Origin of the sequence: Mucilaginibacter angelicae, from assembly GCF_042434235.1 — a bacterium.
Classification (GTDB): domain Bacteria; phylum Bacteroidota; class Bacteroidia; order Sphingobacteriales; family Sphingobacteriaceae; genus Mucilaginibacter; species Mucilaginibacter angelicae.
The window spans coordinates 263,320-278,931 of the sequence record NZ_JBHLTS010000080.1 but is presented as its reverse complement, the minus strand read 5'-3'; the positions used below and the strand labels follow the sequence as shown (position 1 = coordinate 278,931).

Annotated in this window: 10 protein-coding genes; 6 read left to right on the top strand and 4 right to left on the bottom strand. The window is 43.5% G+C overall.

The features are described 5' to 3' along the window. The first annotated feature begins 23 nt into the window (after window positions 1–23). Genes ACFFGT_RS32530 through ruvC form a run of 4 tightly spaced genes read left to right on the top strand, consistent with a single transcriptional unit; the run spans window position 24 to window position 5,148 of the window. The gene (locus ACFFGT_RS32530; RefSeq protein ID WP_377026691.1) at window positions 24–1,949 is read left to right on the top strand and encodes a DUF3857 domain-containing protein; all 1,926 of its coding nucleotides are present in this window, start codon (window positions 24–26) and stop codon (window positions 1,947–1,949) included. A gap of 7 nt (window positions 1,950–1,956) precedes the next feature. After that, window positions 1,957–3,894: a DUF3857 domain-containing transglutaminase family protein gene (locus ACFFGT_RS32525; protein ID WP_377026690.1), complete on the top strand. Its 1,938-nt coding sequence runs from the start codon at window positions 1,957–1,959 to the stop codon at window positions 3,892–3,894. An 11-nt stretch (window positions 3,895–3,905) separates the two neighbouring features. Further along, window positions 3,906–4,544 (top strand): leucyl/phenylalanyl-tRNA--protein transferase, encoded by a 639-nt coding sequence (gene aat, locus ACFFGT_RS32520; protein WP_377026689.1) that lies wholly within the window; start codon window positions 3,906–3,908, stop codon window positions 4,542–4,544. Between the two features lie 19 nt (window positions 4,545–4,563). Further along, the gene (gene ruvC, locus ACFFGT_RS32515; RefSeq protein WP_377026688.1) at window positions 4,564–5,148 is read left to right on the top strand and encodes a crossover junction endodeoxyribonuclease RuvC; all 585 of its coding nucleotides are present in this window, start codon (window positions 4,564–4,566) and stop codon (window positions 5,146–5,148) included. Window positions 5,149–5,213: 65 nt separating this feature from the next. Here ruvC and ACFFGT_RS32510 read toward each other — a convergent pair whose 3' ends face one another. Further along, the gene (locus ACFFGT_RS32510) at window positions 5,214–7,553 is read right to left on the bottom strand and encodes a glycoside hydrolase family 3 protein (RefSeq protein ID WP_377026687.1); all 2,340 of its coding nucleotides are present in this window, start codon (window positions 7,551–7,553) and stop codon (window positions 5,214–5,216) included. 65 nt (window positions 7,554–7,618) lie between these two features. Further along, window positions 7,619–9,997, bottom strand: coding sequence for a glycoside hydrolase family 3 C-terminal domain-containing protein (locus tag ACFFGT_RS32505; protein ID WP_377026686.1), 2,379 nt, complete (start codon window positions 9,995–9,997; stop codon window positions 7,619–7,621). Between the two features lie 466 nt (window positions 9,998–10,463). Here ACFFGT_RS32505 and ACFFGT_RS32500 point away from each other — a divergent pair, with 466 nt between their 5' ends. Then, window positions 10,464–11,318 (top strand): hypothetical protein, encoded by an 855-nt coding sequence (locus tag ACFFGT_RS32500; RefSeq protein ID WP_377026685.1) that lies wholly within the window; start codon window positions 10,464–10,466, stop codon window positions 11,316–11,318. 317 nt (window positions 11,319–11,635) lie between these two features. On the opposite strand, the gene recO is transcribed toward ACFFGT_RS32500, so the two are convergent. Both recO and ACFFGT_RS32490 read right to left on the bottom strand, forming a co-directional pair. Then, window positions 11,636–12,361, bottom strand: a complete 726-nt coding sequence (gene recO, locus ACFFGT_RS32495; protein ID WP_377026684.1) for a DNA repair protein RecO — start codon at window positions 12,359–12,361, stop codon at window positions 11,636–11,638. Next, a complete protein-coding gene (locus ACFFGT_RS32490; RefSeq protein ID WP_377026683.1) occupies window positions 12,351–12,719 on the bottom strand; it encodes a diacylglycerol kinase family protein in 369 nt (122 codons plus the stop codon). Before ACFFGT_RS32490 ends, recO begins: the two co-directional genes overlap by 11 nt. Window positions 12,720–13,248: 529 nt before the next feature. Between ACFFGT_RS32490 and ACFFGT_RS32485 the strand changes: the two genes are divergently transcribed. After that, window positions 13,249–15,588 carry an efflux RND transporter permease subunit gene (locus ACFFGT_RS32485; RefSeq protein ID WP_377026682.1) on the top strand — a complete coding sequence of 780 codons (2,340 nt, stop codon included), beginning with the start codon at window positions 13,249–13,251 and terminating at the stop codon, window positions 15,586–15,588. The last annotated feature ends 24 nt before the right edge of the window (window positions 15,589–15,612 follow it).

The window sequence follows — 15,612 nt, the reverse complement described above, 5'->3', positions numbered from 1 at the left end:
CGGTCAACCGATAAGATAGCAGAATGAGAAAATTGTTCACCTTTTTTATATTAATCCTGATAACAACAGCTGCTAAATCACAGGTAACAACCACATCAGGCACCAGGCAATTTGGAGATATTGACAAAGCCGACCTGGAAATGAAGGCCTGTGATTTTGAAAAAGATGCAAATGCTGAGGTGTTGTTTGATAAAGGAAGCGTATATTTTAATCATGACTACGAAATCATATTTGAAAGGCACCGCAGGATAAAAATATTAAATGACAATGCCAAAGATATGGCAAATGTACGCCTCGTTTACTTTGATATAAATCATGCCCAACATTTAAACGATGTACAAGCCGAAACAATAAACCTGCAAAATGGCGCCATCACTACTACCGTGGTTGATAAGAAGCAAATTTTCAGCGAATCTGTCGACAAATACCGGTCGGCCCTGGTATTTGCATTTCCAAACGTAAAGGCCGGGAGTGTTATTGAGTTTAAATTCAGGCTTACCTCGTCGTCCATTCTTAACTTTCCCGACTGGTATTTTCAGTCTGATATCCCTACCAGGTACAGTGAAATCACCACAGATATCCCATTCATCCTGTCGTACAAAAACCTGGTGAACGTTCATTATCCGTTTGTAGTTGATAAAGTTGCAGGAGCCAACATCCATACCCAGGCATTAGCTAATATTCCGTCATTGAAGGACGAGCCTTATATGGGTGCCCGTAATGACAACTCAGAGCGGATACTTTTTCAATTAATTAGCGTCAGACTGCCGGAACGTTACTCATTTGGTTTTCAGGAAACCTGGAACAAAGTGGCCGAAAGCGTTTTGTACAGTGACGACTTTGGGAGTCAGCTGAACCGAAAATTACCGGGGGAAGAAACAATATTAGCAAAAGTCAAAAGCTTTAAAACTGATGATGATAAGATCGCATATTTATTTAACTCGGTAAAAAACTCCATGACCTGGAATGGAATACACCAGGCTTTTACCAATGACGGAACCACCAAAGCATGGGAAAAAAGAACCGGAAACTCGGCCGAAATAAACCTGGCGCTGTATAGGCTGCTGCATAAAGCCGGACTAAAGGTTTACCCTATGATGGTGAGCACACGCAGCAATGGCCGCGTAAACCCTGCATATCCAAATTCATACCAGTTCAACAGCACGGTTAGCTACATACCTGTTGATAGTGCTAAATATTACATCCTTGATGCTTCAAATAAGTATAATCTCTATAACAGGGTTCCCCAGGACCTTTTAAACACCTTTGGCTTTTATATCAATAATGATGAGAAAGATTTTAACTTTTTGTTTATGCAGGATGAAGTACCTATGAACAAGGTTATTATGCTGAACGCCGAAATTAAGCCTGAAGGCAAAATGACAGGCGATGCAGATATTAGCAGTTTTGGTTATAACAGGGCAAGCGTTGTTAGCACATTCAAAAAGGAAGGCGAGAAAAAGTTTACCGAAGACCTTGCCGGGAATGGGTTAAAAATAACATCATTAAAAATGGAAGATATTGATGTAGATAGTTTACCGGCCAGGGAAAAGATTACTTTCGATCTTGACCTCAGCAGTTCTGACGGAAATTACATCTATTTTACCCCTAATTTATTTACTGGTCTTAATACAAACCCCTTTTTAAGCGAAGATAGAAAAACCGATATTGATTTTGGCTATCGCGATAATTGTGCTTTAACGGGGATGTTTAAAATACCCCACGGTTACGCGGTAGAGGCCATGCCTAAAAGTATTACCATGTCTACGCCTGATAACTCCATTGTTTTTAAACGCACAGTAGCCGAACAGGATGGGGCCATCATGGTACGTTTTAATATCGATTACAAAAAAACATTATATTTTAAAGAAGATTACCCCGAGTTTTATGAATTCTGCAAAAAATTGCACGAGATGCTCAGCGAAAATGTCGTACTCAAAAAATCCTGATATCACAATGTCAACTCAATACTTTAACAAATTGCTGGTTATTGCGGCAGTTTTATGCTTTTTTACCTTAAAAAGCTACAGCCAGGATAAAACCATTCCTAAAGACCTTTATATAGCCTCAACCATCCCCGATTCATTGAAAGAGGATGCAAACTCGGTGGTGCGCTATAGTATGGAAGATGATAGTTTTACAGGCCCGGGAAAAGCGGAAGAACGCTTCCATACCATTATTACTATTTTAAATGAAAAAGGGAATGACGAAGCCGAAAAGGTTTTGCACTATAATAAAAAGTATAGCATGGTAAATTCATTTGAAATGCGGATTTATGGCGCAGACGGCACCCTGATTAAAAAATATCATAAAAGCGACATGTACGACAGGCTGGCCGTTGACAATGAAACCATGGCAACCGACGATAGATTACTCGCCATAGGCCATACCATAGCTACCTATCCAACAACCGTTGAATATATTTATGATTTAGATGTAAGGAGCCTTATGGACCTGGGTTCCTGGGCTTACCAGGGTTATGAACAATCTGTTCAAAACGCATACTATCACATTTCCATTAACAGCGATGCCGGCTTTAGGTACATGAACAGGAATACCAATATTAAACCTCAAAAAACTACCGCCGATAAAATTGACAGCTATTCATGGAAAGTGACTAATCTAAAAGCTTTCAAGCATGAAATAGGATCAAAAGGATGGCGGGTATTGCCGATGATATATTTTGCTGCCAGTGATTTTGAGTTTTATGGCGTGCCCGGTAGCATAAGTACATGGCAAAACTATGGTAAGTGGCAGCAAAAACTCAATGCTGATGTATGTACACTTAGCCCCGAGCGGGTTGAGGAAATAAAAAAAATGACCGCTGATATAAAAACCGACAAAGAAAAAGTAAAGTTTTTATATGAGTACATGCAAAAAAATGTACGTTATGTAAGTATACAATTGGGTATAGGTGGCTGGAAGCCCTTTCCGGCAACGTTTGTTGACCAGAAAAAATATGGCGATTGCAAAGCGCTGTCCAATTACATGTCGGCTTTGCTTAGGGCGGTGGATATCCCTTCATGTTATGCCATCATAAACGCAGGAGCAAACATGCAGCCGGCCGATCCTTCATTTCCTTTCGATCCTTTTAACCACATCATTTTGTGTGTGCCGCTTAAAAGCGATACTACCTGGCTTGAGTGTACAAGCCAGACACAGACTTTTGGAAAATTAGGCTCATTTACCGAAAACAGGTATGCATTGTTAGTTACCGACGAGGGCGGCAAGCTGGTAAGAACCCCCAGGAGCAAAGACACCGACAACCAGTTTAACAGCGAAGTTCAAATAACGCTTGATGCCGATGGCGGTGCCAAAGCAAAGGTTAAGATCCTTAGCACCGGCGATTACAGGGATGATTACCTTGGTTTAATGTATTTAAAAACGGATGAACAAAAGTCAAAGCTGATAACGATGCTGAATATGAAACAGCCATCTGTTTTTACCTTTACACCATCAACAGATAAGGATGGTGTAAAAGAAGTTGACATTGATCTGGAGTATGACAAGTTTTGTGATATAGCTGCAGGCGGTAAGCAATTTTATAAACCAAGGGTGTTTGATTTATGGCAATCAACATTCCCGGTAGAAGAAAAACGTAAAAGCGACTATTATTTTGAGGTGCCCATGTTAAAAACATGTGTTACTACTATTGATCTGCCTGCCGGTTTCGAAATTGACGCCCTGCCTGCCGATCAAAGTCTTAAATTTACATACGGCACCTATGATGTTAAGTATGTTTATGATGCTGCTAAAAACCAGGTGGTAAGCACTACCAAATTCAATTTAAAAAACCACGTGATCCCTGCTGCAAAATACACCGAAATGCAGGTTTATATGGATGCTATAGCCAAAGCCCAAAATAAAAAGCTGGTGATCCGCCGTAAAGCATAAATTTGTGCCTGATGATATTCAGGCTCGACGAACGTTTAGTATTTCCAAAGCCCGATCTGGCCGAACCAGACGGGCTTTTGGCTGTTGGCGGCGACCTGAGCACTCAACGTTTGCTGCTGGCCTATCAAAACGGCATTTTCCCCTGGTATAGTGATGATACACCAATTCTGTGGTATTCGCCCCATGAGCGTTTTGTTTTATACCCGGATGAATTGAAGATATCTAAATCCATGCGGCAGGTACTCCGTTCCGGCAAGTTGAGGGTTACTGTTGATACCAGCTTTAACGATGTAATAACCGCCTGTTCAACCGCCCCGCGTGAAGGGCAGGACGGCACCTGGATAGTGCCGGATATGATTGCCGCTTATAATCGTCTGCATTTGGAAGGCTATGCCCACTCTGTGGAAGTATGGCAGGATGACAAACTGGTCGGTGGCCTTTATGGTGTGCACGTAGGCGATGTTTTTTGCGGCGAGAGTATGTTTAGCCGCGTTAGCAATGCTTCAAAGACCGCGCTCATTTACCTCTGCAACACCGGCCTTTACCGGCTGATAGACTGCCAGGTACATACCGGTCACCTCGAATCGATGGGGGCGAGGATGATAAGCAGGGGGCAATATATGGATGTATTGCTAAATAGTTTAGTTTGATTAGTTACCTTTGAGCCATATGCAGCAGGTGGTAAGTTTAAAGGAAAGGATCATTTTAGGTATCGACCCCGGCACAGCGGTTATGGGCTACGGATTGCTTAAAGAAACCGGCCCTAAAATTGAACTGCTGGCTATGGGTGTGGTTAAAATGCCCACTACCGACGATCATATGCTTAAGCTGCAACGCATCTTTGAAAAAACTGTAGCCCTTATTGATAACTACAATCCCGATTGCCTGGCTATTGAAGCCCCCTTTTATGGCAAAAACATACAGGTTATGCTTAAGCTTGGCCGCGCCCAGGGCATAGCGATAGCCGCAGCTTTATCACGCAACATCGAGATCACTGAATACGCTCCGCGTAAAATAAAACAATCCATAACCGGTAACGGCAACGCCACCAAAGAGCAGGTAGCCGCTATGCTGCAAAGCCTGTTGAAATTTAAAGAGACCCCCGATTTTCTGGATGCTACCGACGGCTTGGCGGTGGCCGTTTGCCATTCTTTTCAACGGATTCCTACTGGTTCGGGGAAAACAGGATCTAAAAAAGCCTATTCCGGTTGGGATACTTTTGTAAAGGATAATGCTAAACGGATTGTGAAGTAGGATAATAAAAGAAGCGTCATTGCTTCATACCACAATGACGCCGTTATGTTTTGAATATTTTGCCCTTACGGTTTCACCACACTCTTCACATACTTATCCACACGCCCGTCTTTAATAATCCCCTTCCAGTTTAAGCCGAAACCGAAATCATATTTATTGCCCTGCTCGTCAACATAGCATTTCATATCATGGGGAACATCCTCAAATTGCGCTTCTACGGTTTTCATATCTACCGGCATTTGCAACGGTAATAATGCCGATGGCTCAACTTTACCAGTCATGATATCAAGCGATGCCTGGCCTTGCACACCGAAATCAACAATGATGGCATTGGCATCCTTTTCAAACTCGGCAAACACCATCGGGTTACTCATATTAACAGATACAATAACCGGCTTTCCTTTCATTTTGGTATAGGTATCAGTAACCATAGCCAGATCCGTAACATTAATAGCCGTGCTTGATTTGCCTTTGTAAGTACGGTTGGTAAATTTCTCCAGCGGATCGCCACCTGCTATACTGGTTGCGCGTGCATCAGTAGCCGTATACGCTCCATATTGCAGGTTAACAGGTACATAACCTGTTCCACCGTTTTTAGCATCGGCGCTGTTGTAACCGCCGCCGCTGTTGGGGCTGGCAATAAACACCAATGCATAATCGGCCTCATCAGGGTTGTCGGTCACTTTAAAATACTTTTTAACGGTTTCCATATTTACAGGATATTCCAGTTTTTCAGGTGTTTCCATTCCCAAAAAGTTTCTACCTGCTGGGGTGAATTTTTTAGGCACATACACGGTTTTGCCGCTTTGTAAAGGCAATATATTTGCCTTGTTTTTAAGCATTACTATCGATTTAAGCTGCGCCTGGTAACCTGCATCCATAAACTCAGGCTTACCAACAACTTGTTTAGATACTTCAGGCTCCAGGTAAGGGTTTTCAAACAAGCCAGTCCTGAAAATATTGCGCAGCAACCTCACTGCCGACTGCTCAAACCTTGCCCGCATAAATGCTTCACCATGCTCTTTTACGCCAATCTGGTAAGCCTCGGTAACAGGGGCAACCTCGTTATTACCACCGAACTGGTCGACACCGGCCATCAGCACTTTATAATGGCGCTGTGCTATTGTAAGGCTTTCCACGCCCCATGATTTACCGGAAAGGAATGAATCAACCGTAGTTTCATCGCCGGTAACCAGCCAGTCGGTACAAACCACGCCATCGTATTTGTATTTTTTGCGGAGCAGGTCGTTAATAATGTAGGAGTTATAATTATTGGCTACGTTTTCGTGGTTTTTGGTATCCTGGTTATAGGAAATGGTATAATAAGGCATCACAGCCGCAGCCATACCGGTTTTGCCTTGCAGCTTAAATGCGCCCTCGGTAAAAGGGATCATATGCTGCTTAAAGTTATTGCCCGGGTAAACCGCATACTTGCCGTAAGCATAATGCGCATCGCGACCACCCTCACCGGCGCCACCGCCCGGCCAGTGCTTAACCATAGCATTTACGCTATTATAACCCCATCCGTTCTTTATTTCCTTTTCAGCCTCCGAAGTCTGGAAACCATCAATATAGGCGCGGGCCATATCGGCAGCTAATTGCGGATCCTCACCAAAAGTACCACTTACACGTGCCCAGCGCGGGTCAGTAGCGATATCAACCTGCGGCGAAAGTGCCGTTGAGATCCCCAAAGCCCGGTATTCCTGCGCAGCAATGTGACCGAAGTTTTTCACCACTTCCGGATCAAAGGTAGCCGCCAATCCAAGCGACCCCGGCCACATGGAAATAGCCCCTCCTGCCCCGGCATTGTATTCGGCGGTAGCCACGGTACCATGCCGCGGATCGGAACTGTTATTGTTGGGGATCCCTAAACCCAAACTTTCCACAAAAGCCTGGGCATTGTTATTCCATTGCGCGGCTATTTCGGGGCTTTGCACCGATGTAACCAGCACATGCCTTACATTGTCTTTTTCTAAAAAACGCTTTTGCTGATCGGAAAGATCTGATGCCTTAGCACCGCTTTCTGCGAATATCTTATTGTTATAAGTCCCCGCAAATGGACCACCCGCTGCCGCCGGGATAGGCTGGTGACGGCTGTACAGCATTAACCCCGCTATTTGCTCAACGCTCATTTTTGAAGCGAGGTCTTTAGCACGCTCATCAACCGGCAGGCGCCAGTCTTCGTATTTATCCAGTTTGCCGTTCTTGTTCAGGTCTTTAAAAGCAAGCCCGTCAACAGTTAATATTTTTACGCCGGATGTGGTGGAATAACCTAAGTTTTGTCCGCCGGTATTGGTTACAAAAGCAATATCGCCTGCTTTTCTTTCTGTCCACTTGTTTTGCGCTATTGCGGCAGTTGCGGGCAGCAGGGCCAGCAGGGTTATCAGTTTAATTGGTTTGGCCATGATCATTCATGATTCTGGTTAAAGAAAAAAGCCCCTGCAAAAATACTGCAGAGGCCGGGTTGGTTTTACTTTAGTTTTAGTTCGTTTATAGTTTGTTCGGGAACCAGCGCCTTGTTTACTTTTTCAACAGTAATATCTTTAGCCAGGCTAAAAGATGCTGTTTCTTCAATTTTGCGCGATGATGAACCTATTTTCACTTTATAGCTTCCTTCATCAGCTATCCAGGCCTGCCTGTCGGTATAAAACGAAGCGAGATCGGCTGCTTTGATAGTAAACGTTAATGTTTGCGATTGACCGGGGGCCAGCAGTTTGGTTTTGCCAAAAGCCTTCAGCTCATCCTCGGGTTTATCCAGATCTTTTTTAGGGGCGGCTAAGTATAACTGCACCACCTCTTTACCTGCAACATCACCTGTGTTTTTAACAGTTACTGTAGCAGCGATCATATTTTTGAAAACCTTTGAGCTTAATTTCAGGTTACTGAATTTAAAGTTGGTGTATGACAGGCCATAACCAAACTCATATGCCGGGGTGATTTTAGCAGCATCGTAGTAACGGTAGCCCACATAAATACCTTCTTCATAAATAACCTGTGTAGGTTTACCTTCAGGTGTCCCCGGGAAATTATTGGCCGATGGCACATCTTTATAATCGGCAGGGAAAGTAGTGGCCAGTTTGCCCGATGGGTTTACTTTACCGCTCAGTACATCGGCAATAGCATTACCGGCTTCCAAACCAGGCTGCCAGGCTAATAAAATCCCGTCAACCTTGTCGCGCCAGGCGGTAACATCAACTACACCGCCTATGTTAAGTACAACAATTACCTTTTTACCTTTAGCATGAAAAGCACTGGCAACACCGCTGATCAATCCTTTCTCGGCATCGTTCAAATAATAATCGCTTTCCAGCTTACGGTCGGCACCTTCACCGGCGTTACGGCCTATGGTGATCAGGGCCTCATCGGCACCATTGGCCTCTTCAGCTACGATAGCGTTTACATCCATTTCGGGTATTGGAGCAGGATGATCAAAAAAGTTTTTAGGCTTTGGCTGTTTAGCCTTCATATCAACAAGATATGCTTTATAATTATTGGAAAGCGTTTCCTGGAGTTTAAAGTTGGCGTTAGCCAGGCCTTGCATTAACGAAATGGTGTACGCCTTATTTACATCGCCGCTGCCGGTACCGCCCGCAATAATATCATATGAAGTATTGCCGAAAACAGCAATCCTTTTACCGGCACCCAATGGCAGTGCATGGTCGTCATTTTTTAGAAGTACCATACCCTGGGCAGCAGCCTCACGGGCCACCGCAGCGTGACCGGCCAGATCCGGTGCATCAGAATATTTGTATTTTTTGAATGTTGGCGATAGAATGATCACGTTCAGCATCCGCTCAACGTTGGCGTCAAGCTGTTTGATATCAAGCGTACCGTTTTTCACAGCTGCTACTATATCGTCAGATTGAGTGGGGTTACCCGGCATCAGCAGGTCGTTGCCAGCTTTCATCTGCGCTACGGCGTCTTTACCGCCAAACCAATCGGTCATGACAAAGCCTTTAAAACCCCATTCTTTTTTTAGGATAGTGGTAAGCAAGTCGCGCCTTTCGGATGTAAAAGTGCCGTTCAGTTTGTTATATGACGACATCACCGTCCATGGTTGTGCTTTTTTTACCGCAATTTCAAAACCGCGGAGGTACAGCTCGCGCATGGCACGCTCGCTTACAATGGTATTGATGGAGTTGCGGTTAGTTTCCTGGTTATTGGCCGCATAGTGCTTAATGGAAGTACCTACCCCGTTCGATTCGATACCGTTAACAATGGCCGCGGTCATGCTGCCGGCCACTAAAGGATCTTCTGAATAATATTCAAAATTACGGCCGCCCAGTGGGTTACGGTGAATGTTCATCCCCGGCGCAAGCAAAATATCAACACCATATTCACGCACTTCGTTACCAAAGGCAACACCTACTTTATTTACAAGCTGCGTATCCCAGGTTGAAGCCAATAAGGTAGCCACCGGGAAAGCTGTAGCGTAATAAGTTTTTGATTTATCGCCATTGCGGATAGGCTCGATCCTTAAACCGGCCGGCCCGTCAGATACGGTAATTGAAGGGATCCCTAAACGGGGTATGGCGTGGGTGCGACCGGCAGCTCCGGGCACTTTTTCGGGAATATTATAAGCATCCGGATCGGACGGTGGCAATTTAAAGCCGCCTATATCAACTGCTTCGGGCTTTTTACCCTTTACCGGCGGCGGTACGCCCGGCATTTTAAAACCCATCCCCACAACAAGCTTCGATTTTTCTTCGAGTGTCATGGCGGCAACAATCTGTTTTACGTTTGTTGCGCTTAATTGCGGTGCCGGGCTTTTGCTTTGGGCTTGTACTGCCTGATGGATGCCACCGGCAAATAAAACACCTGCTAAAGCAACGTGTAACTTGTAGCTCATTCTCATGTTTAAAAATTAAATAGGTTAAAGGGCAATAATTGGCGGTAATGAAAGCAAGGAAATCAAACTCTTTGTGTCATTATTACACAATAGTAAAAATTAAGTTTTACAATAACAAGTTTTATCGACGAATGAATGAAGATTAAGGATGGAGATGGGACAAGGCCACGTCTATATTCTGGCGCGAGTATGCAGAATGAGGTTGAGTACCGGGGAGACTCGTGGCTTTTCTAAATATTAAGTTAGATTTTCTTTCTAATAGGTTTGATTATAAAAAAGTCACGAGTACGCCACGCTTTTGCTGGCGTTGCATACTCGCACCAGTTGGTGTTGATTGTCCTTCGGAATACACGCGGCACACATGCAACAGCGAGTGGCCACATAGACAATCAAAAGAATCACGATGATCATTTTGGAATTTTAGATTATTAATTATTGTAGTTTTATACTATAATAATTAAATAATATGGCTATCAAAATAACGGACTATGAAGACAATCTGAAAGAAATGCATAAAGCCATTACCGGCTCAATTAGAGATTTTCAAAAGTTGTCTGAAGAACATTTTTTATCTGGTGAATATGCAGATTGGCATATAAAAGGATTAATCTATCATGTTAATAATCTTATAGCATCGTACCGAGAAGTGGTTAAAGAGTTGGAATTAAGATTGAACACTGTCAGTGAAGCGGATATATTTATAATGCATACCCCCCAGATAAATAACCTCATGTATGAATTTTATGCCTTTGTAAGCCTTGCGCGAATTACATTAGATAACCTTCGATACATATTATATCCTCTTTTTGTAAACAATATGGGGCAAATGCCAAAGTCAATAACTGATTTGGAAAAAAACAAAACCGACTGCTCTGTTTATCAAAGAATTGCCGATACTCAAGAATTGCAGTATTTGATAGATTTAAGAAATTGTATTGTACATTATAAGACATTTGCGACAAGCAATAATTCCGTGATTGTAAAAGAAGGGCTCAACATCAATCTTGAGGACTATACTGGAAATAAATGGACTGTCCCAATGGCAAAGGGTATGTACAGAATAACGGAAAATAGAGATATTGTCTTTAATATATTTTTACCCGATAACATTTATGATAGAACCAGTAATGGAAAGAAACTTTGCGTGTTTACTTATGATAAAAGAATCAATATTTTAGGGGAAAGTGTTAGATTTTTAAGGTATATAGTTTTTAACTACATGGAAGCCTTAATCCTCAATATTTCTTCTCAGGAAAAAAGATTCAATTATAATAAATCGGCTTCATTTGCCAATGTTAAGTATTTAGATTTAAAATTTTAAGGCTTTCTATAACAGTTATAATCGCCCGTTACCGCAGGTAAATTCTATACTTAACAAACTAACCACAATGCCCACGCTTTCTGGCACGGGTATGCAGCGCTGTCACGAGTCCCCCACACTTTGTCCGGCGCTTCATACTCGCGCCGGTTGTGTATTGATTTCTCGCAAAGGCGCGAAGACGCAAAGGTTTTTCTTAGCGCCTTCGCGCCTTTGCGAGCTTATATTAATTGCAGGTATTCAATCAGTTATCATCCGCAATGCAATTATTTGTGCGCAAATAAACCTTATTCAGCATGGCCGGGGAAATAAATACTGACCTACCCCAACACCTCCTCCAGCACATCGGCCGATCTAATGTTGCCAAATCCTTCAATGTGCATGGCATAATATTCCAGCAGCTTTTGTATCAGGTAACGGCGTTCATCATTGCTGAGCTTAAGCAGGTGCATGTTTTCAAAACCGGTTTGCAGTATTAATCCAAAATTCTGGGTATGCGGGGGCGACAGGTAAGAAACACTATCAGGCTTGAAACGGGTAAACAGCCCGTTTTTTATATCGAAGTAATCGGCATTGCCGGCCATGGAACGGTCGGGGTAAAAGCCAAGGTAGCGGGTAAGGCGGGTTAAAAATATCAAATGAAAATTGGCAACGCTTTCGGTTTGATGATCGAGCCATTCAATAGCGCTGAAAATAAAATCGAACAGGTTTTCATCCGGCGATTGCTGCTTTACGGCTTTATACAGCACCTCGTTCAAAAATATGGCTATGCAGCTTTTAATCACATCATAGGGAATACTAAGCAGTACCGGCGCGTTTTTCAATTCGGAAATACGCTGCACACCGCCGGTGTTTTTGTGGTAAACCACCAGGTCTAACAGGTGCAGGGGCTGCAGCATATTCCGGCCTATTTTTGCTTTTGGCTTTTTAGCGCCGTTGATGATGTACGATTGCAAACCAAACTTTTCGGTAAAAATTTGAACAATCACGCTGCTCTCACCATAATCGGTAGCCCTGAATATGATGCCCCGGGTTTTATGCAGCATGTCTTACCAATAAAATGATCTTCGGCAAAAAAATAACTATCCCGGTTATGAGCGCAAATAGCGCAGCCACAACAACGGCACCTGCAGCTACATCTTTTACATGACCCGCTTTTTCATTGTACGTAGGCGAAACCAGATCGGTAAGTGTTTCGAGCGAAGTATTAAGCAGCTCGGTGATGAGCACAACGGCAATGCAGGCCATGAGCCAAAGCCATTCGGCAGTTGAAAGCCGGAAAAAGAGGCCCAGTATTACAGCTATTGTACCGGCCACCAAATGAAACCTGAAGTTAGGCTGGGTTTTAGCAGCATACCCCAAACCCTTAAACGCAAAACCAAAACTGCGTATCAACCTTTTCATGCCCAAAAATACAAAGTTTAGGCGCAAATATTGATAAGGGTTATACTACGCTATTGTAGTTGGCCTTATCTAAGCCGTTGTTGGTGTTGTCATCACAGGTGTTCGGAAGATTTTTTAATTCCCTCCCTCGGGAGGGGTGCGGCTGAGTTGTGTAGTGGCAGGGAGGGGTTTATGTGTCATTTTAAACGAATAACCCTATCGGCGAAACCCCTCCCTACACCCTCCCAAGGGAGGGAATCGCACAATCCCCCGCTTTTTTATTTCTTCCGAACACTTGTGGTGACAACAACGGCAAGAATAAAACCCATGTCATTGCGAGCGATAGCGCGGCAATCTCATGCTATACAGAGCTGCTATACTTCTGTGCGATTGCTTCGTACCCTGCAATGACATAGTTTTTGTTTGTTTGACAAAGAGATTTCATCTTCAATAAACTGCAGGTTAACTATTTGTCACATTATCACTATCATTAATAGGCAGATAGCACAATTTTCGTAGTTTTGCGCCTCCTCTTACATATCAATAACTAATGTTCTGGAAACATATAGCTTCTGCAATTCTTAAAAACAGGCTGATAATTTTTATTTGCGTTTTGGCGCTGAGTGCCTTTATGGGCTATCAGGCTTCGAAAGTAAAAATCACCTTCAACGGCGGTAAAGTGCTCCCGGTTACCGATTCTGCTTTTATCCGCTATGCCGAATTTAAGAAAACCTTCGGGCAGGATGCTTCATCGATGGTTATCGGCATCAAATCACCCAATATTTTTGATAAAGATGTTTTTAACGACTGGTACCAGATAGGCGAGCAGTTAAAAAAAGTAAAAGGTATCAAAGCTGTGATCTCGGCCGCCAATATCTACAATCTGCAAAAGGATACCCTGCAGCATAAATTTGTGCTGAAACCTTTGGTTACCGGTCTGCTGCAAACAACAGCCGCGGTCGACAGTGTAAAACAGCAGCTTGCTTCCATGCCTTTTTATAAAGGGTTGATTATAAGCGAAGACGGCCAAAGTACCTTAATGGCTATCACTTTTGATGATAAGATCATCAACACACCTTTTCGCGTACCTATTATTAAAAAGATAGATCAGCTTGGGCAGGCCTTTGAAAAGAAACATAATATCAAAGTACACTATTCAGGTTTGCCCCTCATCCGTACCGTTGTTGGCGACCTTGTGGCTCATGAGTTTTCATTGTTCCTGAGCCTTTCGGTAATCATAACAGGCCTTATCCTCTTGCTGTTTTTCCGTTCGGTATTCCCGGTTATTTTCCCGGTAATCATTGTGATATTAGGCGTGGTATTTAGCCTGGGCGTACTGCAGCTGATGCATTACGAAATGACCATCCTTACGGGCATCATTCCACCGCTTATTGTGGTGATCGGTATTCCTAACTGCGTGTTCATCCTCAATAAGTACTTTCATGAGTATGGTATCAGCGGTAATAAAATGGCGGCCCTCGAAGTTGCCGTTGAACGCGCCGGTATCACCACTTTTATCGCCAACATTACTACCGCTATAGGTTTCGGCGTATTATGCTTTACCAACAGCGAATTGCTTACCCAATTTGGACTGGTAGCCTCAATAGGCATCCTGGGTACTTTTGCACTGAGCCTTATTTTAGTACCTATCATTTTCAGTTTCCTGCCTGCACCAAGGGCAAGCCAAACCGGCATTAAAGACAGTAAACTGATGGACGGTCTGCTGGCCAGGCTGGATAAACTGGTGCATACCAAACGCAAGGTTATTTACATCACCACAGTGGTATTGATCATCATTGCCGGTTTTGGCATGGCTAAAATGAATATTAACGGCTATGTGGTAGATGACCTCCCTCAAAGTAATAATACCCTGCACGACCTTAAATTTTTCGAGTCGAATTTTAAAGGGGTGCTTCCTTTGGAGGTTAGTATCGATACCAAACGCAAAAACGGGGTAATGAACTTAGCCACCATCCGCAAGGTAGAGAAACTGGAAAAACTGATCTCCTCATACCCTGAATTCAGCCGTTCGGTATCATTGATCCAGGTGTTGAAATTCAGCACCCAGGCCTTTTATGGCGGCAGCCCGGAGTATTATCGCCTGCCCGACGGACTGGAGCAAAACTTTATCCTTAACTATGCCGGTAATTCGGGCAAAGGCACAAGCGGCCTGCTGAAAACCTATCTCGACAGCACACACCGTGTTACCCGTGTTACCTTTGAAATGGTGGATGCCGGTTCAAAAAAGATGAATACCGTACTGGCCGAATTACAGCCACGCATCGATTCCATTTTCAACCCCAAGAAGTTTCATGTTGAACTAACCGGTTCGAGTATTATATTTATAAAAGGTACCAACTACCTGTTAAAAAACTTATATGAAAGCCTGGCCTGGGCCATCGCCCTTATAGCAGGGGTAATGTGGATCCTGTTCCGGGGTATAAAAATGATTGCTATATCGCTGGTGCCAAACCTTGTCCCGCTGGTTATCACAGCCGGCATTATGGGTTTTTTCGGTATCCCGCTTAAACCCTCAACCATATTGATATTCAGTATAGCCATGGGGATCTCGTCCGACCAGACTATCTATTTCATTACCCGCTACCGGCATGAGTTACGTCACAGCAAAAAAAGTATCTCACAAATAGTTTCAGATACCATCTGCGAAACCGGGGTGAGCATGATCTTTATTGCTACGGTGCTGTTTTTCGGCTTCGGCATCTTCGCGGTATCAAAATTTGGCGGTACGGTTGCTTTGGGCATCCTTTTATCCATCACACTACTGGTTGCCATGATCAGCAACCTTACTTTGCTGCCGGCATTTTTGCTTTCGCTTGAAGGTGGCGTTGACCGGGATAAGATCAAAGGCCCAGATATTGAAGAAGCCTGAGAAGAGCTGAAAGCTTTTTGAACT